The organism is Paenibacillus sp. IHB B 3084 (genome assembly GCF_001447315.1).
In the GTDB taxonomy this organism is placed as follows: domain Bacteria; phylum Bacillota; class Bacilli; order Paenibacillales; family Paenibacillaceae; genus Paenibacillus.
The window spans coordinates 3,636,387-3,661,192 of the sequence record NZ_CP013203.1 but is presented as its reverse complement, the minus strand read 5'-3'; the positions used below and the strand labels follow the sequence as shown (position 1 = coordinate 3,661,192).

The following is a 24,806-nucleotide window of genomic DNA, read 5'->3' as shown; positions in this document are numbered from 1 at the left end:
TACGACTGGACCTTCAAAAATTGTCGATTGTCAGAAGATGTACAGGTACGATATACTGTAGTTCGCTATACAATAAAATATCATGTCATACACCTCATCAACCCTGTTTTATGATGAGGTAGAGGTCGCGGATGTAATCAGTACACCGGAGGAGACGCCAAGAGCCGTCTGAGATTCCAGTGGAAAGGTACACCCGCCGAAGTATGCGGAGCTGACTCTTTGTGAATACTCCGAATGCTGGGGCTGCTAACCGAAAGGAGCAGAACTGTCACGCGATGTCCTAACACAGACACGTGTGTTGAGCTATCTTGTTATAGAAGAAGGTATGGTGCGGAATGCATAGACAAGGCCGCAGGCGTATTCCCTGCGGTCTTTTGACGTTTGTAATCCCCCTCCTTCTGGCTCTTGCCCTGACATGAAATACCATTTCATGAAGGAGTGTTTGAACGTGCAACACAAAGCAACGCCTGCCGCAACCTTGCGGAAAAGTCTCAAAGCCCGACATATGACGATGATCGCCCTCGGGGGTTCCATCGGAACGGGCCTGTTCCTCGCCAGTGGAGGCGCGGTTGCAGAAGCCGGTCCCGGAGGCGCCCTGTTGGCTTATGCAGCGGTCGGCCTCATGGTTTACTTCCTGATGACCAGCCTCGGCGAACTGGCTACGTTTATGCCTGAATCCGGCTCTTTTAATACCTACGCAGGTCGCTTCGTCGATCCGGCTTTTGGTTTCGCCATGGGCTGGAACTTCTGGTACAACTGGGCCGTGACAATTGCCGCCGAATTGGCAGCAGCGACCGTACTGATCAAATACTGGTTTCCCGAAAGTCACTCCGCCTGGTGGAGTTTGTTATTTCTAGCCGTGATCTTCGCGCTGAACGCGCTGACGGTCAAAGGCTACGGTGAATCCGAATACTGGTTCGCGATGATTAAAATTGTGACCGTGGTAATCTTTCTCGCTGTTGGTGTGCTGATGATCTTCGGCATTATGGGAGGTCCAGCGATTGGCTTCGCTAACTTCACTGTGGGGGATGCCCCGTTCCACGGCGGATTTTTCGCCGTATTGGGCGTGTTCATGGCCGCAGGCTTTTCCTTTCAGGGAACGGAGCTGATCGGGGTAGCCGCCGGAGAGAGTGAAAATCCGCGTGAAAATGTACCACGCGCCATCCGTCAAATCTTTTGGCGCATCCTGTTCTTTTATATTCTGGCGATTCTCGTCATTGGATTGATTATTCCGTACACCAATCCGAATTTGCTGCGGGGAGATATCAGTGACATCGGGGTCAGCCCGTTCACACTGGTATTTGAAAAAGCGGGGCTTGCGATTGCCGCCTCCGTTATGAACGCCGTCATTTTGACTTCCGTATTGTCGGCGGGTAATTCCGGGATGTACGCGGCAACACGTGTACTGTACGCTTTGGCACGGGAAGGTAAAGCCCCCCGTTTCCTCGGACATATCAATCGACGCGGCATTCCTATGAATGCACTGCTGATCACAACCGCTGTCGGTATGCTGGCCTTCCTCGCCTCCCTGTATGGGGACGGTGTGGTCTACAACTGGCTCCTGAATGCTTCCGGGATGTGCGGATTTATTACATGGGTTGGTATTGCTGTCAGCCATTATCGTTTCCGCCGTGCCTTTACAGCACAGGGTCGCAGTCTGAGTGAGCTTCCGTACAAAGCCCGCTGGTTCCCGTTTGGTCCCTTGTTTGCCTTCGCACTGTGTATCATCGTGATTATCGGGCAAGGTGCCGATGCCTTTACCGGGCAAGCCATTGACTGGAAACGATGATCGCTACGTATATGAGTGTGCCGCTGTTCCTTCTTCTGTGGCTCGGCTACAAATGGATCAAGCGTACCAAAATCGTTCCACTCAACGAGTGTGATTTGGACCCGGATGCGTCTTCCGGTAAATAAACAATAGTAAAAAAGCCCATCTCTGGGCATATACAGGTGGAAATGCGGATGAACGGTCCTATAGATCGGATCAGGTTCATCAGCATCTTCTGCCTGATATGTGGAGATGGGCTTTTTTTCTGTTATTCGGAAGAAGAAGCGCCCGGAGCTGTCAAAGACATAGACAAGGCACGACGGCTAAAGATGCCATAAATCACAGCAATCAGCGTCAGCAGTGCAGAAAACAAGTACAAATTAACGATGCCCAGATGATCTGCAATCCAGCCCATCAGCAATAGCGAGATGCAAAACGTCATGCTCGTCAGCGTAGCCTGTGCGGATAGCACCTTGGGTAAATCGTGCACAGATACACTCATTTGCATCATCGTACGGCGGGATACGACGGACATTTCCGCAGGCAATCCCATCAACAGTACGATCAGCAGCGTCAGCGGCGGTAATGTGTTAAGCGCATACCAAGCTGTTAACAGTCCATAGCAAGCCATCCCCACCAGCATCGCGGGCAGCAGTCTGCGCTGCAAATACTTGACACTAGCGAGAACAATGATCCCGCCGCCAATCGCGCCTGCAAAATACGCCGCATTAATGTATCCCCACCATGCCTCGCTTTTGTGCAGCACTTGCTGAGCGAAGGCAAGCGTGAATGCTCCTACCCAAACCGAACCACCCAGCAGGTCGATCATATCCATGAAAATAAGAGCTTTCAGTCTGCGACTGGCTCCGATGAGGCTCCAGCCTTCACGGAGTATTTCCTTTTTACGTTTGGGAGGTAGCGCCGGGCTCTCTGATTCCGGGCCATACAGTGTATCTTCCAACTGTGCAGGAGAGGTTGAAGCCAAGGAATCTCCACTTCGCACCCTTGTTACGGGTTGCAGCAAATAATGGGCTTTGCCCTCTAGTGGATCTCGAATCAAGCTGGTGAAGATCATCGCTACCATATACAGTCCGCCAGCCACCAGCAATGTTTTTTCCGAGCCCAGCATGGCTACGAGCACACCACTAAGCCCCCATCCAGCCAATTGCACGGTCTGATCGCTGACCGATACGAGACTGTTTGCCCGCATCAGCCCCTCCCCGGACGCAAGGCGCGGAATCAGTGCATTACGTGCAGGTGTGGTCCAGCCGTCCAGAAAGGACATCGCTGCTACCAGTGTAAACACAAGCACCCATACCGGGCTCGTGCCCGCTGACCACAAATGCCCCAGCAGGAGCGCAAAGAAAGCCAGTTGGCCAAACTGGGAAACGAACAGAATAAATGGAAGCTGGAACCGGGCCAGGATCAGCGGCGCTAAAAAGCCGCTGATCATCTGTGAGCCCATTCGCAACAGCGGAACGAGAACCGAGGAAAAGATCGAGTCTGTTTCATGAAACACCAGAGACACCAGTGCCATGATATAAAGAATATCGGCCGCATTCGACATCGTCTGTGTGCCGAGCAGATAAGTAAAGGAACGCTTATGCATATGAATAAAATACTCCCTTATGAATGTAGCTTTTTCTATTGCAACAAAATGTTCAGGTCCATTTCAGGGTTACACGGAGATTTCCGGTGCTGCCTAAATCCGTGATCTGGTAGGAAATAGATTTTAACCCGAGCTGATACAACGACTGTAGATCTTCTTTGAGACTTCGCTCTGTTCCCTGATAGCCGAAGGTAAGCGTGACACCACCCTTATTGATCTCTTTGCGAACCTGCTCCTTGATTTCGGCGGATGATTTAACCAGACCCTTGCCATCTTGCAGCGTATATTCCAGAGTATTGTACAGCTTTTGATACACAGCAGCCTTGGGTCCGCCCGCAGCGACCAATCCCGACAATGTCTGCCGATACGAGGTGTTCGCCTGAGGATACTGTTTAACCCAGGAGTGATCCCGGCGCATTTCGGCATCAGTCAGCAGATAATACGAAGTGCTTACCTCGTTGCCACGATCTGGGGTCGGATCATCCCATGTCGTATCCATGTGATACCAATGTCCATCCAGCAAAACAAGATTCCATGCATGCAGTTGGCCTCCTGCTCTTCCCTCCACAATCCGGTTGGTAATCCCGGCGCGTTCCAGCATTTTGTAGGCCAGTAATGAATAGCCCTGACACACTGTACTTCCGGTTTTCAGGCCATCGTATGCCGTGTATTTTTGCTGCGTTTCATCATACTTCAAACGAACCACAATCCAGTCATGAATGGCCTTCACCTTCTCATGATCTGTCATTCCCTTCGTAATGATGTCACCCAGCACAGCTTTAACCGTGCTATCCACATATGCGGTCTGCTCCTTCGTCTCCCGGTAACTCAGACGGATCGTAACCTCAGCGGACGTGGTTGTGCCTGTATAGCTGAATGCGTAGCTTTTGATCGTATAATTCACATACGGGTCGCTCTCCATCGCCTGTTTGATGGCTGTCTGTAACTGCTGCTTAAGACCGTTCACCCGCCCTTGATATGTAAAGGTCAGCGTTTCACTCCGCGTAGCCATTGCCTGTAAAAGCTTATTTTGAAGCTGCTGTGACGATACGGACGGAGCCGGCTTGACCGACGCAGCATATACATTGTTCCCCCACTCTACAGCATGCGGCAGCAACACAGCCAGCGCTGCACCCACCACCAGGCATTTTACAAGCCTAACCCCGATTTTCCTGTTCATACAGAGCGTTCCTGCCTTTCTTAGCATAGTTGTAAACAGCTTTATCTTACCATAAAAACAGCTAACCCAAGCGCTCTAGTTTTGTCGGTTACAGACGAGTAAGGGTTCAGTTAAAGACAGGTTGTGACACCATACTCGGCTATATAACAGACCGGACAATGGGCAAACATGTCGTCCCCAGAGAATTTTATCACAGCAATCTAGTAATCCTCATGTTATGGTACTGGCATCAGAGTAAATGATATTGATTCTCATTCTACATTAGAAAGGCTGAGCACCATGCCAGAATGTATCTCGCTCCTTCGTACTCCACCGGGTCAACCCGTGCGGCTGCAATCCCTTGCCTCTCTTCACCCCTCATTGCGCCGACGCTTAACGGACATGGGGATTGACGAAGGTTCCATTATACGGTTAAAAAAAATCAGTCTGTTGGGCGGCCCTATTGTCATTGAATGCAACGGTCAACTGGTCGGCCTCCGTCAAAATCAGGTAAAACAACTGGAGGTTGTTCCTTCATGGACATGATCGCTCTATTCGGTAATCCCAACACGGGGAAAACCTCATTATTCAACAAGCTGACTCGTACGTATGCAGAGGTAGGGAACTGGTCCGGGGTGACGGTGGAAAAGAAAACAGGCCTGCTGCGCGACAAGTCTGCCGTTTTGGTGGATTTGCCAGGCGCTTATTCATTGCTTCCACTTTCACTGGATGAAGGCATCGCCACCCGTTATTTGCTGGAAGAACCGCCTGCGGCCCTGATTAACATCGTGGATGCCTCCCAGCTCCAGCGCAATCTGTACCTGACTGTACAACTACTGGAATATGGCCGTCCACTTGTACTTGGGTTAAACATGACCGACGTAGCCGATGCCACCGGTCTTCGGGTAAACAAGGAATTGTTGGCTGATCAATTGAACGTTCCCATCATTCCCATGGTGGCACGCACGGGCAGCGGCAGTAAGCAAATGCTCGCATCACTTCGAGAGGTACGACGTGCGCCAAATTCCTTCCAGTTGGATTACGGCCCTGCCGTCGAGGCTGCTATTACAGATATTTGCAGTTTGCTGACGAATACACTTGTGCCAAGCCCTCGGTGGGCAGCTCTACAGTGTCTGGAAAACAATCCTGTCGTTATGGAATGGATGACGAATAAGGTACAGCGTGAAAAAGTAACTGAACGCATCCAGCGTTGCGAGAAAGAACTTCTCCGTGAAGGCTATTCGGCTACTCCCGCTCAGCATATCCGTTCTGTACGTACAGCGTGGATCGCTGATCTGTGTACAAAGGCGCTCGACACGTCCAAACTCAAGCCGCACAGTCTGACAGACAGGCTGGACGCACTGCTAACACATCGGTATTTGGGGATTCCCATCTTTTTGTTGCTGATGTACGCTACCTTCAAGTTCACCTTCGATTGGGCGGGTACTGTTCTTTCAGATATGCTGGACGGATTTTTTCAGGGACACTAAGCAGTTGGATTACTGAACTGCTCGTTTACTTGAACGCGTCCGCTTTTACGCAGAGTCTTATCGTGGACGGTATCGTGGCAGGAGTTGGGGGCGTGCTCGTTTTTCTGCCTCAGATCGCTATTTTGTTCCTGATTATTTCGCTGATTGAAGACTCCGGGTATATGGCACGGGTTACGATATTAATGGACCGTCTCATGCAAGCTGTCGGCTTGAACGGGAAAAGCTTCATTCCCTTCATTATCGGATTTGGCTGCAATGTTCCTGCGATTATGGCGGCACGCACCATTGAACAGCCCAGAGAACGCCTCATTACAACGTTGCTGGTGCCCTTTATGTCATGTTCGGCCCGCCTGCCGGTATATGCATTGTTTGCGGGTGTATTTTTTCCAACACATGCGGCAAGCATCATCATGCTGATGTATGTGTTAGGAATCACCGTATCGCTTATACTTGCCAAAATCTTTTCCAAAGTATCCATTTTATCGGGTGAGCCTTCCCTCTTCATCGTGGAGCTTCCCCCTTATCGTGTGCCGCAAGCTCTTACACTGTTTCGTAGCACGTGGGAAAAGGTCAAGGGCTTCGTCCGGAAAGCCGGAACGATCATTCTTGCAGGCTCCGTTGGCATCTGGCTCTTGTCCAATTTCGGCCCACAAGGGTTCGGTGCAGACATGAATGATAGTCTGCTTGCCACTGTTGGAGGATGGTTCGCCCCCATACTGGCCCCTCTCGGCTTCGGTACCTGGCAAGCAGGCGCATCCCTGCTCACAGGCTTTATGGCCAAGGAGGTCGTGGTATCGACGATGAATATCATTTATCACGTTCCGGACATGCAGGGACTAGAAATGCAAGTAAGGCATGCCTTCACGCCGTTGTCCTCTTTTAGCTTCATGGTGTTCATTCTGTTGTATGTACCATGCCTGGCTACGGTAGCGGTCATTCGTAAAGAAACCCTTTCGTGGCGCTGGACCGGATTCTCTGTGATCTATCCTTTGACCGTTGCGTATCTCATTGCCGTTGTGATCTATCAGTGTGGCAGATTATTAGGCTGGGGTTAAGTTAGAGCCCTATGAAAATAGAAGGAAGTGGATTCCATGATCAATATCATCATTTTATTGGTGATTCTCGGTTATAGCGCGTGGGTGTTCGTACGCTTTTTGCGAAAAAGCCGTCAAGGTGCTTGTGCCGGATGCTCATCGAGCAAATCATGTCCGGGCTGTGCCACGAGTGCTGTGAAGGAAGACCAAGCGAACATCAACAGAAATATCTAATCCAAACTTAGCATCCCCATGAAAAAAGCGTCTGCGGGTTTATCCTGACCCAAAGACGCTTTTCCTTTACTCTCAAACTCACAATATTAGCGATATTCCGCCAACCGTTCATTTAGCTCCCGCGTGTGCAGGTAAACTTCACGATACAGCTCATACAGGCCTTCATACCGAGCCACACGTTCCGGGTCTGGCGAGTATCTCGCTGCTTCACGAAGAAAAGCTTCAGCGCACGCTTGCAGGGATTCAAACCAGCCGCTACCGTATGCAGCCAGCATCGCCGCCCCCAAGGCAGGCCCTTGCTCACTTTCCAGCTTGATGATATCCGCGTTAAAAATGTCTGCCTGCATTTGCAGCCACGTTTCATTACGCGCACCGCCGCCGATGGAAATCACTTCATTCACTGTTTTGCCCGTTCCTCGGAGAATATCAATGGATTCCTTGAGCGAAAATGTAATCCCCTCCAGCACGGCGCGTGTAAAATGCGCAAGCTTATGTCCCGCGTCCATCCCGATAAAGCTGCCCCGTATGGTTGCATCCGGGTGAGGGGTACGTTCACCCACGATATATGGCGTGAACAGCAGCCCCCGGCTGCCAGGCTCAATGGAGTTCACATCTTCCAACAACGCATCAAAAGAATGCTCCGGTGCAAAGGTATCCTTAAACCACGTCAGGCTGTACCCGGCCGCGAGCGTAACGCCCATAATATAATAGGCATCCTGCTCACTATGATTAAAAAAATGCGCCCGTCCCTGCACATCAATGTCCTTGCGTTCCTCATAGGAAAGCACAACACCCGATGTGCCGATGCTGCATAAAGTGCGTCCTTCGCTCAAAATACCAGCGCCAATCGCACCACATGCGTTGTCCGCGCCACCCGCATACACCTTCGTTTCAGAAGCAAGTCCGGTCTGCTCCGCAATCTCCGGCAGCAGCGTACCTGTCTGATCGAACGATTCCACCAGCGGCGGGAACAGAGACGACGGCAGTTCGAAAGCAGCGGCGATCTCTTGGCTCCACTGCTTTTTTGCCACATCCAGCAACAGCGTGCCCGCCGCATCCGAATACTCCGTCGCCAGCTCTCCCGTCAGGCGATACCGCACATAATCCTTGGGCAGCATAAAATGGGCCGCACGGGCCAGCACGTCTGGCTCATGCTCCTGCACCCACAGCAGCTTGGGCAGCGTGAAGCCTTCCAGCGCGCGATTACGTGCGATGTTCAGCAGCTCCGGCCCGAGCTGCTCTTCAATGCGGCGGCACTGCGCCGTTGTACGCGTGTCATTCCACAGAATAGCCGGGCGCAGCACTTGCCCTTCCTTGTCTGTCAGCACAAGCCCATGCATCTGCCCCGAAAAGCTAATGCCGTCCACGGCATCTGACCCGCCGATTCCGGCCTTTTCCACGAGCTGCTTCAGTGCTGTTAACGTACCGCTGACCCAATCCTCGGGATGCTGCTCGCTATATCCTGCCTTCGGTTGATGGAGTGGATAAGACTGGGAGGTTTCAAAGGCCTCCTGTCCCTTGCGGTTGACCAGCACCGTTTTGACCGCGCTGGTACCCAAGTCCACGCCGATGACGTAGCGCTCTTGCTCCTGTTTCTGCTTTTCCTGCATCGAAGTTCCTCCTTTCCTGTTACCTTGTAGACGCTGTCTCATGTATAGGTTCTGGCATTAATCCGCCAAAATGTATTGATTTAATGTCGCTTTCAGATACTCCTGACGACCGGATACGTTTTTGCGTGGTGCTTCGTTCGCCAGTGCATATTCAGCCAAAGAAGCAAGCGTTGCTTTACCGGATACGATGTCTGCTCCAATACCTTCTTTAAAGCTGCTATAGCGCTTATCGATAAAGTCCTCGAACACGCGGTCCTCGATCAGTTTGGCAGCTACCTTCAGGCCTTTCGCATACGTATCCATACCTGCGATGTGCGCAAGGAACAAGTCTTCTGGCTCAAACGATGCTCTGCGCACCTTGGCATCAAAGTTGATACCGCCGCGGCCCAAGCCTTCATTTTGCAGCACTTCATACATGGTCAGGGTTGCATCATACAGATCAACCGGGAATTCGTCCGTATCCCAGCCCAGCAGCAAATCTCCCTGGTTTGCATCCAATGATCCCAACATACCGTTAATCCGTGCTACACGCACTTCATGATCAAAGGTATGACCCGCCAAAGTCGCATGGTTAGCCTCCAGATTGAGCTTGAAATGCTGATCCAGATCATATTTTTGCAGGAAGGCAATTGTCGTCGCCGCATCAAAATCATACTGGTGCTTGGTTGGCTCCTTCGGCTTCGGCTCGATCAGGAACTGGGCATCAAAGCCAATTTCCCGCGCATAGTCTACGGCCAGATGGAACATCCGTCCCAAATTGTCCTGCTCCAGCTTCAAATCTGTATTCAGCAGCGTATCGTAGCCTTCACGACCTCCCCAGAAAACATAGTTGTCCGCGCCCAGACGTTTGCCCACTTCCAGGCCTTTCTTTATCTGGGCAGCTGCGTGTGCGTATACATCTGCATTGCAAGTTGTCGCAGCTCCATGCAAATAACGTGGATGGCTGAACATATTCGCTGTGTTCCACAGCAGCTTTTTACCCGTTGCCTTCATATGCTCTTCGATCAAATCCACGATGGTATCCAGGTTTCTGTAAAATTCCTTGAGCGACGCGCCTTCCGGAGCAATATCAACATCATGGAAAGCAAAATAAGGCAGGTTCAGCTTATCCAGCAGTTCAAAAGCAGCTTCCACACGGGCCTTCGCCAAATCCAGCCCGGTAAACTTGGACCACGGGCGCTCCGCCGTCTCTACCCCAAATGGATCGGAGCCACCTGCAACGAGTGTATGCCAATAGGCCATGCTAAAACGTAAATGCTCCTCCATCGTTTTCCCAGCCACAATTTCCTGAGGATTATAAAATTTGAACGCAAAAGGATTATTGGATTGCTTGCCCTCAAAGTTAATTTTGGATACCTGCTCGAAATAAGCCATTAATAAGTTCCTCCTTTGTGGTAACCGTTATAGCAATCTTTATAGTAAACGTTTACAAAAAAGATTCTAGCATAACCAAAAGACTTTGTCTATTGCTTAAACTAAGTTTGTTTTTATGATATAATATCGGGAATTACACCAACAGGAAGTGAAAAGATCATGAATGTTACTGGCGATCAGGCGCTTGTCAAAAAGCTGAATAAATCCATTGTGCTGGAGCGTATCCGCCTCCATGCTCCCCTATCCCGGGCACAATTATCCAGTCAAACCGGGTTAAACAAGGCTACCGTTTCCAACCTGGTGGCCGAGCTAATCACCGACGGGCTTGTATATGAAACGGGATTAGGTGAATCCAGTGGCGGTCGCAAGCCTTTAATGCTGCTGTTTAACAGTCGTGCGGGCTTTGTTCTCGGCATCGAGGTCAGCGTGCAGTATATCAAGGGTGCTCTGACCGATTTGGCAGGAACCATTGAAACAGAGCTTACCTTCCCCCTTGCGCAGCATGATCCTGCTTTTGTTATGGAGCAGATTCAAAGGCTGGTTCAGGAGCTTATGCAGACGATCCCTCCCTCCCCTCACGGTATCGTCGGTATTGGGCTAGGGGTGCCGGGTATGGTGGATGAATCGGGAACTGTTTTGTTCGCGCCCAATCTGGGCTGGGAAGAGGTTCCGCTGCGACAACAGCTTGAGGAAGAGCTTGGGCTTCCCGTGGTGGTGGATAACGAAGCCAATGTCGGTGCGCAAGGCGAGCTGTACTATGATATGGACAGCGATCACCGGCAGCTGGTGCGGGATCTGGTCTACATCAGTGCAGGGTCCGGGATTGGGGCCGGGATTATCATAGACGGCAAGCCGTATCAAGGAGCTTGGGGATACGCCGGAGAGACAGGTCATATGTCCATTGACTGGAAGGGGCGGCTCTGCTCCTGCGGTAGCCGGGGCTGCTGGGAGCTGTATGCTTCGGAGAAGGCGTATGCAGCATCCGCTTTCAAGCTGCCCGCACACAGTACAGCGGAATTACTGCCGTTTGCCCTGCAAGGTGATACGAATACGTTAAGCGTCTTTCGTGATATCGGGCAATATTTGGGCGTGGGCATTACCAACATTGTGAACAGCCTCAACCCCGGAATGCTTATCATCGGTGGCCCGCTGGCGGAAGCCAGACCATGGCTGGAACAGAGTATGCGTGAGGTGATTGATGAACGTGCCTTGCCCTATCACCGACGGCAGCTGCAAATCCGTTTTTCCACGCTTGGCAGCCGTTCGACCATGCTGGGTGCAGCCTACGCGGCGACTGCTCCTTTTCTCGGGCGTGTACGGGTATCTTTGTAAAAAAGCGTACGGGAACACTAAAGTTCCTGTACGCCCCATTTTTCTTACAACCCGTTATTGGAGATAACATCTTTATACCAGTAGAAGCTTTTTTTTCGTTTTCTTTCAAGTGTCCCGTTACCGTCATTGTCTTTGTCCACATATATAAATCCGTATCTTTTTTCCATTTCAGATGAGGAATAACTGACCAAGTCGATCACTCCCCAGCTGGTGTAACCCATGAGTTCAACCCCGTCCAGAATAGCTTCATGCATTTGTTCAAAATGAGCACGGAAGTAATCAATACGGTAATCATCCTGAATACTACCGTCTTCCTCCACCTTGTCGTACGCTCCCAAACCATTTTCTACAATGAACAATGGTACTTCATAGCGGCTGTACAGCTCGTTAAGAGAAAGTCGCAAGCCGACCGGGTCAACCTGCCAGCCCCAATCACTCGTTTCCAGATAAGGATTTTTAACGCCGCCAATCGTATTGCCACTGACTTTTTCCATGCCTTCACTATCCGCACTGGCAACCAGCGACATATAGTAACTAAAGGAAATGAAATCCACCGGATGCGTTTTTAAAATTTCATCGTCGCTCTCAAGCTTTTCAATCACGATCCCCTTTTCATGGAAGAAGCGTTTCATATAATGCGGGTACGCACCACGAACCTGTACATCTGTGAAAAAATAGTTAAACTGATTCGCTTTAAACGCTGCAAGCATATCCTGCGGATTACAGGTGTGCGGATACGTCGTCAGCCGGGTTAACATACAGCCGATTTTCGAGCCGGGAACAATTTCGTGACAGTATTTCACAGCCAAAGCACTAGCCACAAATTGATGATGCAACCCCTGATAAACCGCCTGTTCTACATTTTCAAAGCGTTCCGGTATAATCCCACCGCTCGTAAACGGATGCCGAACGATACTATCTATTTCATTAAAAGTGATCCAGTGCTTTACTTTATTTTTGTATCTTGTAAACACGGTTTTACAAAAATGAATAAAGAAATCTACAACCTTCCGTTGGGTCCAGCCCCCGTAATGATTGACAAGATACATCGGCATTTCGTAGTGAGACAGGGTAACAAGCGGCTCGATCCCATTTTTATGCATTTCATCAAACAGCCGATCATAAAATTGCAATCCAGCCTCGTTAGGCTTGTCCTCATCTCCGTTTGGAAAAATACGCGTCCATGCAATAGATACCCGTAACGTTTTTAAACCCATTTCACCAAACAATGCTAAATCTTCAGGATAGCGGTGATAGAAATCAATTCCCTGGCGTTTGGGATAATCATGATCTGATGTGTCCTGCATCGCCTTTTGGATATGTTCCTCGGTCATTGAATTGTGTTTTTTGTAATCACTTTTGCTCACATTCTTTTTGTAAATAGCCATATCTGCTGTAGATATCCCTTTACCATCAACGTTCCAGGCTCCTTCTACCTGGTTCGCGGCTACAGCTCCTCCCCATAGAAAGCCTTCTGGAAATGTTCTTTTGATCTCTGTCACATCTAATTCCTCCTCTTTAATTTCTACTCATGACTCGTTTTAAGTGAATGATCAGGTACATTAGTTCTTCATCTGGAATAGAAAGCTCAAATTTTGCTTCAATATACTGTTGAATCGTTAACGCACACTTCTCTTCTTCCGGATACTTGTTCACAATTTGGCTCATTAATTCCTGGTCTTGAGAATCCAACATTTTATGTTCAAGTAATCTCTGAACGAAAAATTGAAGGTGTGTTAAAAACCGTGAATAGTTAATGCTGTGGGTATCCAGTTCAATTCGGTAATGAATTTTAATGATGTTCAAAATGTCTTTGACCGTATTGGTCATCAATAAAACCTGGTTCATATTGTTATCGGTCTGTTGGGCATTGACTAGATGAAAGGCGATATTAGCCGCTTCCTCTTCAGGCAGCTTGAGACCGATTCGCTTTTCAATCAAGGCGAGCGCATACAGCCCAATGCCAAACTCTTCTGGATAGAACTTTTTGACCTCCCAAAGCATCCGATTCTGAATTGTCATGTGATCTTTAAATCGTTTGGTTGCCATATACAGATGGTCTGTCAGGGAAATATATAGATGTTCATTCAAGTGACTGGATAGAACGCTTTTGGCATAAGATATGATTTCATCTGCCATAATCAAATACTCCTTGGGAGTTTCCTTCATTAAGGCCGTCAAATCGGAAGACATACTTTCATTTTCAAGAACATATATCTTTTCGATCTCGTTCTCATCGACGAAGTCACCAGGTTTGCTTTTAAAGCCGATACCTTTCCCCATCACGATAATCTCTTTGTGATCCTCACGTTTGGCAAGCACAATACTCGTATTGAGAACTTTTATTACTTTCATATCCAATGACCTCTCACTTTCCAGGCTTGATTCCCCCAACAAACACACTGTTAAAGTACAGTAATCAGAGGCTTCTCTGGCCCTGTCTTTCCTGAATTTTCATGACTCATGATCTCCAGATAGTCCGGCGTATTGGTCACAATAATTGGAGTTATCGTATCATACCCCGCCTTTTGTATGGCTTCAAGTTCAAATTCAATCAGAAGCTGACCATGCTTAATTTCGTCCCCTTCTTGCACATGCACCGTAAAATGCTGACCCTTCAGCTTTACGGTATCTAAACCGATGTGAATGAGCAGTTCTACGCCTTCAACCGATTTTAAAGCTATGGAATGCTTGGTGCGGAATACATTTGCTACGATGCCGTCAAAAGGTGCGACCACTTTTCCGCTACTTGGTTGAATAGCAATCCCTTTGCCCATCGCTTCCTGAGAGAACGCTTCATCTTTAACCTGCTGTAAGGGAATAGCGGTACCTTCCATAGGTGCGAAAATAACGGTTTTGGACTTGAAGTTTTTACTTTGTGTTTTAGCAGGCTCGGGACGAGCTTCTGTTTTAGCCGGTTCGGTAACCGTATCTTGAAAGCCGATCACATAAACAGCAATAAACGTTACAATGATCGAAATGGCCATCGTTATGAGCGCATATATCAGGTTGGAGTGATCTTCACTGATAAACATCGGCAGTGATGCAAAACCAGGCCCCACAGCTGCATAAGCTTTTAAATTCATAAGACCGGCAAACAATCCGCCAACCCCGGCTCCAATCATACAGGCGAATAGTGTTTTTTTCAGGCGTAAATGTACGCCGTACAAAGCGGGTTCCGTAATCCCAAATACCCCTGAAATACCTGCAGACAGAGCAATTTGTTTAAACTTGGGATCTTTTGTTTTCAATGAGACGGCAAAAGCACCCGAGCCTTGGGCCATATTGGAGGCCAACATGGCAACCAGTACCAATGTTTCATATCCTGGCGAAGCCAGTGAAGCAAAAATAATGGGATAGAATACTTTGTGCATGCCGAACATGACGATTAGCGGCATCACAATTGACATCAATACGACTGTAAGCCAACCGATTCGTTCCTGAATCCAGAATACACCGTTGGACATACCTAAGCCCAAATACGTACCTAGAGGTCCTAAAGCAATGAGAGAAACAGGCGCGACAATCAGAATGACGATTAATGGCTTTAGAAATATTTTCACAGGTCCGGGAGAGATTTTATCAGCAAATTTCTCAATGTATGACATGAGCCATATGGTCAAAATAATAGGAATAACCGAGGTAGCGTATTGCACCGATGCTACGGGCAGACCCGCAAATGTGACAGCTTTCTCACCTCCTAGCAAACTTATTAAGTTCGGATGGAGTAGCACACCCCCAAGGAGTACGGATACGAATGGATTAGTCTTAAATTTCTGCGCGCTGGAGAAAGCCAGCAGCATAGGCAGAAAATAAAATGCCGCATCCGAGATTACACTTAGGATCAAATACGTTTGGCTTTCCTTGCTCATGACTCCGGTTACTGTACACAGCAAGAGCAATGCTTTTAGCATCCCGGAAGCGGCAATGGCCGGGATAATGGGCTGGAAAATACCTGCGATCATGCTCGCAAAGGTATTAAACAATCCCTTAAGACTTCGGTCTGCCTTCACTTTTTCGGCTTCATCCGAGGACGATTTATCCGGGTCCAGCAATTTGACCAGCTCATTGTAGACATAGCCTACATCATTCCCTATGATGACCTGATATTGTCCACCACTATTCACGGCTCCCATAACCCCGTCCAAGGCTTTAATTTCATCAGTTCGTGCCAATTCCGGTTTACGGAGCGTCATTCTCAATCGAGTAGAGCAATGAATGACACTGTTAATATTATCGTTCCCACCCACTTTATTAAAAATGGCTTGTGCGATATCTTTGTAATTCATGAGTTACACCTTCCTTCTTAAAATAGGGAACAAAAAAAGACCTAAAAAGGGTAGGGAAAAATATCCTACCCAATCTAGGTCTTGCCTGCCGAACAGTAACACGCCTGTATTGGATAATCTGCTATTTAATTAATTAAGAGGTACTGATTGATTGTTAATTGTACAATGATGAACTGTTACATAAAGCAACCCGGGTTTTAAGCGCTTACAATTCAAATATAACACCAACCAGCTATAGATGCAACGTTTTTCGACAAAATTCTCCTAATCGTAGGGCAGCAGGGCAAAGGGCGACGACTGCTTTGTAACTTAACAATTGTTGTCGTTCAAAATTAGCAATAAGGCCCCCATCGCAGTCTGTACCTGCGACGAGGGCCTTATTGAAATCATATGACGATTTGTGAATCCGCTGTGAAGCTGATTAAGCGTTCAATACTTTTTCAAACTTGGTTTTGTTCATGCCGGAAATACGTTCTTCTCCGATCAGGGTCAATGGAACGGCACGAATGCCCATGTCCCAAACTTCTTGAGCGAAAGCATCATTGGTTTCGATGTTGCGTTCTTCGTACTCTACACCTTTCTCAGTCAAATAGCTTTTTACTTGACGACAATGCGGGCAGTTTGTAGATGTGTATACAATTGCTTTTTCCATGAATATCACCTCATAATTTATTTTTGTAGAAATTATATTTATTCATACTTAAACGGAATATTACAGAGCCAACGCACTGTGCTCCAGACTTTCGATGTATTTCTCGCTGTCCATAGCAGCCATGCAACCACTGCCTGCTGCTGTAATCGCTTGTCTATAGCGTGTGTCCTGAACGTCGCCACAAGCGAATACGCCAGGTACGTTTGTTTCGGAAGTACCAGGATTTACGACGATATAACCGTTCGCATCAGTTGTGATTTGACCACCCAGGAAGCCAGTATTCGGATGATGACCAATCGCTACGAATACGCCGCTAACTGTAATGATTTCCTCTTTACCTGTTTCATTATTCAACACCTTCAAGCCAGTTACCCCGTTCTCATCAGCAATCACTTCCACAGGAGTACGATTCAGTGCCCATTCGATTTTAGTGTTCGCACGAGCGCGGTCCTGCATAATTTTGGAGGCGCGCATTTCTTCACGACGATGCACCAGCGTAACTTTGGAGGCAAAACGCGTCAGGAAGTTGGCTTCCTCCAACGCCGAGTCTCCACCACCGATAACAACAATTTCTTTGCCACGGAAAAAGAATCCGTCACATGTTGCACAAGTGCTCACGCCGCGTCCAATGTTGTCCTGCTCGCCCGGAATACCCAGGTATTTGGCAGTTGCGCCTGTGGAAATGATCAGCGTATCTGTAACCAGTTCGCCCAAGCCCTCTACATCCAATGTGAACGGGCGAGCGGCTGTATCGATCTTGTTCACCCAGCCTGTGCGGAATTCAGCACCGAAACGCTCTGCTTGCTTACGCATATTATCCATCAGATCGGGTCCCATGATTCCTTCAGGAAAGCCAGGGAAGTTTTCAACTTCTGTTGTTGTAGTCAATTGTCCGCCCGGTTGTGGTCCTTCAATCACCAGTGGACTCATATTTGCGCGTGCCAGATAAATAGCAGCTGTCAAACCGGCAGGGCCGGTACCTATAATAATGGACTTGTACATATCTTTGTTCCTCCCAAAATATGATAAGAATGATATAGCGAGTTTTCGGTACCGGGAGATGGGCAGATGCATATACTCTAAAAGTAGTTCTGCCAGACGCTCATTCAAAAATGTGGACACCCGGATCTTGCAAAAACGATTCACATATTTAATGTCTTTTTATGACTTAGACTGATTCTAAATCCTAATTCCATTATGCGGAAAGAGCTACAAACAGTCAAATGAAGTTTTCATGAAGCGAACCTTAAAGATTAATCAGGTATGGAGGGATTATCCCGATTATGAGCGACGTGTTTGTAGGCAGCCTTATTTCTGCCCTGTCCACCGGGCTCGGTGCCGTGCCCATACTGTTTATGCGTAAAATTACGCACCGTCTTCGTGATGTACTGTTGGCTTATGCCGCGGGGATCATGACTTCTGCATCTGTGTACAACCTCATCCCCGAGGCCATCCATCATTCCAACTGGTTCGTGCTGTCTGCGGGAATTTTACTCGGCTGTCTTGTGCTGCTGGTGATGGAAATGTATATTCCACATGCCGATCTGGAGGACCCGGATTCCAAAACCTTTCATCTGGAGTCCAAATCTTTTCTCATTATCGCGGCTATTACACTACATAATTTGCCCGAGGGACTTTCCGTTGGAGTCAGCTATGCGAGCGAAACTCAAAATCTTGGCAATCTCATTGCCTTTTCCATCGGCCTGCAAAATGCCCCGGAAGGCTTTATCGTCGCGCTATTCCTCGTGAATCAAAACATCGGCCGTTTCAAAGCATTGGGCATCGCTACCCTCACCGGAGCCGTGGAAATCATTACGAGTCTGATTGGGTTTTATTTGAGTAGCTGGGTTAACGGACTGGTACCTTACGGCCTTGCTTTTGCCGCCGGAGCCATGATGTTTATCGTCTACAAGGAACTGATTCCCGAAAGTCACGGGGACGGCAACCAGCGGATCGCCACATTCTCTTTTATTCTCGGCTTAATTACGATGATTGGGCTAACCGAATGGCTATAGCTGTGTATCACAAAAAGGCTGCCCTCTGCCTGTAGTCCAGACAGAAGAGCAGCCTTTAGGCATGTCTCGTTCGCACTTCATTTTTTTCGGTTCATGGAGCGCAGCGCTTCACGATATTGCTCGTCCTCGCTTTTGTGCGTCTCACGTTCCCCATGATTATTTTTATGCGGTTCTTCCTTTTCTTCGCCCTTTCCGGCAAATCCACGCAAAGCCGCGCGATAGTCCTGATCCCCGTAGGAATCTTTGGTGTGTATGCTATCTCTCAGCGGCTTGGTATTCGTATCTACCTCAGGCTCCTCGTGATGAATCCCCGCCTCCGTAACCTTATGCCGTGTCTCTCGCACAGGATCAGGCAGCTCCCGTGCCTCAGGCTCCGTTTCCACCGGATAAGGACGCTTGCTTCTTTGCCGTGAATCCTCATCGGACGGGCTGACCGCTTTGGGAGAGGGTTTACGCGCCATTTTCGTGTTGAATACCAGCAAAAAGATAAAAGCAACCGCAGCTACTACGATAAAAGCAATGGTCATAAGCGGCCTCCTATTCCCTGCCAGCGTTACGGTACCGTCCCGCCGTCTCAGCGACCCGTTTGCCCAAAGACCGACCAAGTGCAAGGTCATCACCCGTTGGGAAATTTGCCGGACCGTTCGGGTCTGTCTCCACCGGACACGTCACCCCTACGCCGTAATAGGAGCCGTAGAGCGCATTTTCCGCAATATTGGCGGGCAGCCCTACGATAATCATGCCTTGATGCAGCATCGGAGTAATCAAATTCAGCAGTGTGGATTCCAAGCCGCCATGAACGGTAGCTGTCGTGCAAAACACCGCGCCGATTTTATCTACCAGCTTGCCCTGCGCCCACAGATACCCGAGCTTATCAATCCAGCTTTTCAAGCCACTGCTGATCGTCCCAAAATGACCCGGGCATCCCCAAATGATCGCGTCCGCGTTCACCAGTTCATTCACATCGGCTTCATCAACATGCTTCAGCAATACTTCCGTGTGCTCATGGCGTGCGCCTTCTGCTATTGAACGGGCAAGACGCTCCGTATGCCCATTTTCACTGTCATATACAATCATGATTCTGGTCGTCATTATGCGCATCATCCTTTGTCAGCAAAATCATCCTTTTCGCGCTCTTAACCTTTCCCAAAATCCATCTGAATATTATGAATCGTTTGACGCATACTTTGAAAATCCAAAAACTAGGGAGGCATGTATACATGAATTCACGCGCCATATTAGTCAACCTGCTAGTTATTATCATTATTCTGGCAGGAGGTGGAGCCGCCGCTTATTACTACAATCAATCCGCCAACTACATAAAAACCGATAATGCCCAAGTGAGCGGACAAGCGGTTACAGTTGCCTCTCCAGGCGCGGGCAAGCTCACAGGCTGGAATGCTGAAGTTGGCAAAACCTACACCGCTGGAAGCACACTTGGTAGTGTAGAAGGAGGCGGAAGCCGGATTAGCGTTACAATTCCAACCGATGGTACCATTGTGCAGCAATCTGCGGTCAACAACTCGATTGTTGGGGCGGGCACACCTTTAGCGAAAGCTTTTGATCTGAACAATTTATGGATTACCGCCAATATAGACGAAACGGCTGTGCAGGATCTACAAGTGGGACAGACGGTGGATGTATATATTGATGCATACCCCGACACGTCCCTAAGCGGCAAAATCGAAAAGATCGGTCTGGCGACTGCCTCCATCTTTTCGCTGCTCCCTACCTCCAACACCACTGCCAACTATACCAAGGTGACGCAGGTCGTGCCTGTTAACATTTCCATTCAAGGCTACAAAGGACTGGGCATTATTCCGGGCATGAGTGCAAGCATCAGAGTACACAAGTAGGAGGCTGTCATGGAACAAAAAATGTCCATCGGACGAACCCTGTCCGTACTGCTGCTAGGCGCCTTCATTTCTATTTTGAATCAAACCCTGCTGAATGTGGCGATTCCGCATTTGATGAATGACTTCAATGTATCCGCAACTACCGTTCAGTGGCTATCCACCGGTTATATGCTGACCAACGGGATTTTGATTCCGATTACAGCCTTCCTGATTGAGTCGTTCGGGACACGTGCGCTGTTTATTTCCGCGATGGGGCTGTTCACCGCCGGATCTGTCGTCTGCGCCGTCAGTACCGGATTTGCGCCTATGCTGGTCGGACGCATCATTCAGGCTAGCGGAGCAGGGATTATCATGCCAGTGGTTATGAATGTGTTCCTGACTGTATTCCCCCCGGAAAAACGGGGAGCAGCCATGGGGACGATGGGCATCGCCATGATGTTTGCCCCAGCTATCGGGCCGACTTTATCCGGCTGGATTGTGGAGCATTACAGCTGGCGACTGCTATTTTTACTGGTCATTCCGCTGGCGATCATTGATATCCTGTTTGCGGTACGCTGGCTCAAAAATGTGTCCAAGCTGACGTATCCGCATTTTGACCTGATGGGAACGATCTTTTCGACCCTTGGCTTTGGCTTCCTGCTGTATGGCTTCAGTTCCGCTGGAGACAAGGGCTGGAGCAGCAATACAGTAGTACTCACACTCGCTGCCGGGCTCGTGTTTATTGTATTGTTTGTCGTACGCGAGCTGAATATGAGGCAACCCATGCTGGAATTCCGTGTGTTTAAGTATGATATTTTTACGGTATCCACATTGGTGGGCGCTACCGTCAATATGACGATGTTCGGCGGGATGCTGCTGTTACCGATCTATCTGCAAAATATACGCGGCTTTACACCGCTGCAATCTGGTTTGCTGCTGTTGCCGGGCGCACTGCTGATGGGTGTCATGTCACCGATATCGGGAGCCATTTTCGACCGTATTGGTGCGAGGCCACTGGCAATTATCGGGTTGATTATTACGGCGGTCACGACGTGGGAATTCAGTCTGCTGACGGATGCCACCACCTACGGACACATTATGCTCATCTACACGATTCGCAGCTTCGGGATGTCGCTGTTAATGATGTCCGTACAGACGGAGGGGCTGAACCAGCTACCTCCCCATCTCGGCAGCCACGGTACAGCCATGTCCAATACGGTACGGCAAATCGCCGGGTCCATCGGCACCGCATGGCTCATTACTGTGATGAGCAGCCGGGCTACGGTTCATTTGGCGGATTATGCGAATGTGGCTACCACCGCCAATGTACCTTTAACTGAAGGCGTAGCTGAGCTGGGGCAAACCCTCGCGCAAACGGCGGGGGTTTCGACGGAAACTGGCTCGGCGCTTGCGTTACAGCAGGTATATCGAAGTGCCGTCACAGAATCGACGATCCACGGCATTAATGATGCCTTTATCATTGCTACCGGAATCGCACTGGCGGGACTGCTGTTCTCCCTGTTCTTGCGGCGGTCTATACCTCGACGGAGATAAACCTGCAACACGATAGGTGTTCGGTGAAATAAAGTGTTAGACTGGAGTCGTTGATTTAACGCGATTTTAAAATTGAAAAATCGTCAGCTTTTGAAAAATAAGTTTTAGACTGATCCATTAAACGAAGCAGCGGCGGACCAAGACTTGATAAATAAAGTCTTGGACTGCCGCTGTTATCATTTAACTAGCGTCTCCCGTTAGCTCAAGGGTCAACCCATTTCAGTATATGATGTGCAAAGTATTGTCCAACCTTGGCAGTTCCAGTCTTATCCGTTACAGGGCTCACTAAGAATGTAATGTCTTTAAAGTCAATCTGATAATTCAGTGAGGCTTTTAGAAATGCAGATCCTTACTGTCGTAACCATCTCGATCTTCTTTCCCGATGTAGCCCTACGGTTGTACGCATGCTACTCTATAATCACTCAATAGCTTAAACCATTTAACTAAAGGGAGGATGGTTATGATTGATCTGAACAGCAGCGTTAATCTGTTACATGCGTTCAAAGATAATCAGAAGATGCTAAACGCTATTGGTGACGAAACAAGGCAAGCGATTATTATAACTTTAATGCAGAGTGCGGGAACGCCTGGTATAAGGGTTGGGGAAATTACAGAACGAACCAACTTATCCCGTCCAGCAGTTTTGCATCACCTGACTGAGAAATTTGTATCATCTAAAGAGTTACCAGCGAATATCGCATTATTGAGAATACAATTAGTAAAAATGCATGTCTTCAAATTCGAATTAATAAATCTCGTGGCTTCAAATTTAGAGCCTGAAAAGTCAATGGAGAATAGACACTCCTCAAAAGTAAGACCTGACTGATTTTTGACGTATTCACAGAGACGCAGCGGCACATTTAGACTAGAAATATAGTCTTAAGTTGCAGCTGTAATATTTTAACTAACTTTCTCCGTTAGTGTAAGTACATTACATTAATTCACCGTCTTAATCTCCAGGCCGTGACATTTAAAGTTATAGTTGGGGTTTTTCATAACCTCTTCTTTCTGAAGTTCATACATGGCTATTTTATAGTTTATTTCTTCTAAGTGTTTAAAACTTTCGTCAATTTTCTTCTGCACTTCCAATTTATGCTGCGTCAACATTTCTTCTCTTTGTAAATAGGTGGTATTTCCCAATTCATAAAGTTCCTTGTAATCCTTTATTTTTGAAAGAGGCATGCCTGTCTCTTTGAGGCAACGAATAAAAGAAATCCAATCTATTTGTTGTTCGCTATAAACTCTACGGCCTTTTTCGTCACGAGATATATTTGGTAATATCCCTTGCTCTTCATAAAATCGAAGCGTCTTTGCAGATACATTTAAATTCTCCACTACATATGTCATTGAATACAACATCTACTTGTCCCCCTCCTTTAGTTACAGTTACTGTAACTAAATATATATCATAAAGAGTATGACAACGCAACAAATCTATATTTAATCATATAAAATAAATACTTGACTTACCGTAAAGGCAACCAATTAAACTGAAATAGAAAGAAAATATGAGAGCGAGGTTAATGAAGTGAATCAGAATACAGTAGGTTATTTGAATCCTTCACATTCAGAAATGGAATAACAATTAAGAATAGTATCGTTATGGCACCTATGACAACCTGGTCAAGTAATGACGATCTTACCATTTCGGATGACGAAGTAAAGTATTACAAACAAAGAGTGAATGGAGTAGGACTCGTCATTACAGGGTGTACTCATGTTACACCTAATGGGCAGGGTTTTACGAATGAATTCGCTGGGTACAATGATGAATTTACTCCAAGTTTACGAAAATTAGCTGAGGCAGCGAAAAGTGGAGGCGCTCCTGCGATCCTACAGATTTTCCATGCTGGCAATAAAGCCGTGCCTGGATTGGATGCAGTTAGTGCGAGTGCATTGCAACCCGAAGTTACTAATTTAGGTTCAACTTCAGAAACAAGAGAACTATCACATGAGGAGATCTTGTCGATTGTACGTGCTTTTGGAGACACAACGAGAAGAGCGATTGAAGCCGGATTTGATGGCGTCGAAATTCATGGGGCTCATGGATTTTTAATTCAGAATTTTTGGTCGCCAGCGACAAATCAACGGACGGACCAATGGGGAGGATCACTTGAAAATCGCTTGCGTTTTCCGTTGGCAATTATTGAAGAAATCAAAAATGTCATTGAAAAACATGCTACAAAACCATTCATTTTAGGATTCCGATTTTCCCCTGAAGAATCCTCCAAAGTGGACGGATTACGTATGAAAGACACGTATGAATTAATTGATTTCCTTGTTGAACAGGATTTAGATTATATACATGCTTCATTAGACAATGTGTCTTCAAAGCCAGTAGATAGTCAAGATGAAAAAACACGGCTTGAATTAATTCTTGAAAGAGCAAACGGTAAGGTACCTGTGATGGCTGCTGGTTCCATAATAACACCGGATGATGCTCTTAAAGCTGTGGAATTAGGATTGCCGCTAGTCGCCATTGGGCATGCGTTAATTATGGATCCTAATTGGGTTGAAAAGGTCGCAAATGGACGTGAAGCCGAGGTAGATTCTGAATTGAACGTTTCGAAACTCGACAAGCTTAATATTCCAGAAAAACTTTGGAATGTATTTCAAGCAATGCCAGGTTGGTTTAATATTAGTAAATAAAGAGTAGTCCTAAAGGCTACTCAGATTGACGAGAAACCCAAGTCTTTTATGAGACTTCGGGTTTCTTTTGCTGATTCTAAGGTGCTCCGTCCATCCGTAGTTCGATAGGGCAATTCTTGCTGTTGCGGACACACATACCGCGTATGTTTCGATCTTGAAGGCCTTTGCAAATAGAGGGCGTTAAATAACCTGAATCTAAGGC

At 47.8% G+C, this 24,806-nt stretch carries 19 protein-coding genes, 3 pseudogenes and 1 riboswitch; of the genes and pseudogenes, 9 read left to right on the top strand and 13 right to left on the bottom strand.

Going from position 1 to position 24,806, the window contains the following annotated elements; all coding sequences use genetic code 11:
- Nucleotides 1–111: 111 nt before the first annotated feature.
- Nucleotides 112–314: riboswitch (Lysine riboswitch) on the top strand.
- A 134-nt stretch (nt 315–448) separates the two neighbouring features.
- A pseudogene (locus ASL14_RS17045) lies at nt 449–1,914 on the top strand (amino acid permease).
- 122 nt (nt 1,915–2,036) lie between these two features.
- Here ASL14_RS17045 and ASL14_RS17040 read toward each other — a convergent pair.
- Entirely contained in the window at nt 2,037–3,377 is a 1,341-nt protein-coding gene (locus ASL14_RS17040; protein ID WP_134912648.1) for an MFS transporter, read from the bottom strand.
- 52 nt (nt 3,378–3,429) lie between these two features.
- Nucleotides 3,430–4,557 carry a transglutaminase domain-containing protein gene (locus ASL14_RS17035; RefSeq protein ID WP_134912646.1) on the bottom strand — a complete coding sequence of 376 codons (1,128 nt, stop codon included), beginning with the start codon at nt 4,555–4,557 and terminating at the stop codon, nt 3,430–3,432.
- Nucleotides 4,558–4,836: 279 nt separating this feature from the next.
- Here ASL14_RS17035 and ASL14_RS17030 point away from each other — a divergent pair, with 279 nt between their 5' ends.
- From ASL14_RS17030 to ASL14_RS17020, 3 genes and pseudogenes are all read left to right on the top strand, one after another.
- Complete coding sequence (locus ASL14_RS17030; protein WP_044644606.1) at nt 4,837–5,082, top strand: FeoA family protein; 246 nt, start codon at nt 4,837–4,839, stop codon at nt 5,080–5,082.
- Nucleotides 5,073–7,081: pseudogene (gene feoB, locus ASL14_RS17025) on the top strand (ferrous iron transport protein B). The gene ASL14_RS17030 and the pseudogene feoB overlap by 10 nt, the downstream one beginning before the upstream one ends.
- Nucleotides 7,082–7,117: 36 nt before the next feature.
- Entirely contained in the window at nt 7,118–7,294 is a 177-nt protein-coding gene (locus ASL14_RS17020) for a FeoB-associated Cys-rich membrane protein (protein WP_082067089.1), read from the top strand.
- A gap of 86 nt (nt 7,295–7,380) precedes the next feature.
- Here ASL14_RS17020 and xylB read toward each other — a convergent pair whose 3' ends face one another.
- Nucleotides 7,381–8,904: a xylulokinase gene (gene xylB / locus ASL14_RS17015; RefSeq protein WP_134912645.1), complete on the bottom strand. Its 1,524-nt coding sequence runs from the start codon at nt 8,902–8,904 to the stop codon at nt 7,381–7,383.
- Nucleotides 8,905–8,961: 57 nt separating this feature from the next.
- Nucleotides 8,962–10,278, bottom strand: a complete 1,317-nt coding sequence (gene xylA / locus ASL14_RS17010) for a xylose isomerase (protein ID WP_134912643.1) — start codon at nt 10,276–10,278, stop codon at nt 8,962–8,964.
- A gap of 159 nt (nt 10,279–10,437) precedes the next feature.
- On the opposite strand from xylA, the gene ASL14_RS17005 reads away from it, so the two are divergent.
- Nucleotides 10,438–11,610: an ROK family transcriptional regulator gene (locus tag ASL14_RS17005; protein ID WP_134912641.1), complete on the top strand. Its 1,173-nt coding sequence runs from the start codon at nt 10,438–10,440 to the stop codon at nt 11,608–11,610.
- Nucleotides 11,611–11,654: 44 nt separating this feature from the next.
- Here ASL14_RS17005 and ASL14_RS17000 read toward each other — a convergent pair whose 3' ends face one another.
- From ASL14_RS17000 to trxB, 5 genes are all read right to left on the bottom strand, one after another.
- Nucleotides 11,655–13,112 (bottom strand): glycoside hydrolase family 1 protein, encoded by a 1,458-nt coding sequence (locus tag ASL14_RS17000; RefSeq protein WP_134912639.1) that lies wholly within the window; start codon nt 13,110–13,112, stop codon nt 11,655–11,657.
- Between the two features lie 16 nt (nt 13,113–13,128).
- Nucleotides 13,129–13,965 (bottom strand): BglG family transcription antiterminator LicT, encoded by an 837-nt coding sequence (gene licT / locus ASL14_RS16995; protein ID WP_134912637.1) that lies wholly within the window; start codon nt 13,963–13,965, stop codon nt 13,129–13,131.
- A gap of 50 nt (nt 13,966–14,015) precedes the next feature.
- Nucleotides 14,016–15,899, bottom strand: coding sequence for a beta-glucoside-specific PTS transporter subunit IIABC (locus ASL14_RS16990; RefSeq protein ID WP_134912635.1), 1,884 nt, complete (start codon nt 15,897–15,899; stop codon nt 14,016–14,018).
- A 421-nt stretch (nt 15,900–16,320) separates the two neighbouring features.
- Nucleotides 16,321–16,551, bottom strand: a complete 231-nt coding sequence (locus ASL14_RS16985) for a glutaredoxin family protein (protein WP_014278134.1) — start codon at nt 16,549–16,551, stop codon at nt 16,321–16,323.
- A gap of 60 nt (nt 16,552–16,611) precedes the next feature.
- Nucleotides 16,612–17,553, bottom strand: a complete 942-nt coding sequence (gene trxB / locus ASL14_RS16980) for a thioredoxin-disulfide reductase (RefSeq protein WP_134912633.1) — start codon at nt 17,551–17,553, stop codon at nt 16,612–16,614.
- A 281-nt stretch (nt 17,554–17,834) separates the two neighbouring features.
- Here trxB and ASL14_RS16975 point away from each other — a divergent pair, with 281 nt between their 5' ends.
- Nucleotides 17,835–18,566, top strand: a complete 732-nt coding sequence (locus tag ASL14_RS16975; RefSeq protein ID WP_025684090.1) for a ZIP family metal transporter — start codon at nt 17,835–17,837, stop codon at nt 18,564–18,566.
- Between the two features lie 77 nt (nt 18,567–18,643).
- Here the strand turns inward: ASL14_RS16975 and ASL14_RS16970 are convergent, their stop codons facing one another.
- The gene (locus ASL14_RS16970; protein ID WP_134912631.1) at nt 18,644–19,093 is read right to left on the bottom strand and encodes a hypothetical protein; all 450 of its coding nucleotides are present in this window, start codon (nt 19,091–19,093) and stop codon (nt 18,644–18,646) included.
- A gap of 10 nt (nt 19,094–19,103) precedes the next feature.
- Nucleotides 19,104–19,658, bottom strand: coding sequence for an NAD(P)H-dependent oxidoreductase (locus ASL14_RS16965; protein ID WP_134912629.1), 555 nt, complete (start codon nt 19,656–19,658; stop codon nt 19,104–19,106).
- A 128-nt stretch (nt 19,659–19,786) separates the two neighbouring features.
- On the opposite strand from ASL14_RS16965, the gene ASL14_RS16960 reads away from it, so the two are divergent.
- Together ASL14_RS16960 and ASL14_RS16955 are read left to right on the top strand one after the other, a co-directional pair.
- A complete protein-coding gene (locus ASL14_RS16960) occupies nt 19,787–20,422 on the top strand; it encodes an HlyD family secretion protein (RefSeq protein ID WP_134912627.1) in 636 nt (211 codons plus the stop codon).
- 9 nt (nt 20,423–20,431) lie between these two features.
- Nucleotides 20,432–21,955, top strand: a complete 1,524-nt coding sequence (locus ASL14_RS16955; RefSeq protein WP_134912625.1) for a DHA2 family efflux MFS transporter permease subunit — start codon at nt 20,432–20,434, stop codon at nt 21,953–21,955.
- A 648-nt stretch (nt 21,956–22,603) separates the two neighbouring features.
- On the opposite strand, the gene ASL14_RS29610 is transcribed toward ASL14_RS16955, so the two are convergent.
- Together ASL14_RS29610 and ASL14_RS16940 are read right to left on the bottom strand one after the other, a co-directional pair.
- Complete coding sequence (locus ASL14_RS29610; RefSeq protein WP_189338170.1) at nt 22,604–22,813, bottom strand: pentapeptide repeat-containing protein; 210 nt, start codon at nt 22,811–22,813, stop codon at nt 22,604–22,606.
- A 78-nt stretch (nt 22,814–22,891) separates the two neighbouring features.
- The gene (locus ASL14_RS16940; RefSeq protein ID WP_134912623.1) at nt 22,892–23,314 is read right to left on the bottom strand and encodes a MerR family transcriptional regulator; all 423 of its coding nucleotides are present in this window, start codon (nt 23,312–23,314) and stop codon (nt 22,892–22,894) included.
- A 177-nt stretch (nt 23,315–23,491) separates the two neighbouring features.
- Here ASL14_RS16940 and ASL14_RS16935 point away from each other — a divergent pair.
- A pseudogene (locus ASL14_RS16935) lies at nt 23,492–24,604 on the top strand (NADH-dependent flavin oxidoreductase); the annotation flags it as partial.
- Between the last annotated feature and the right edge of the window lie 202 nt (nt 24,605–24,806).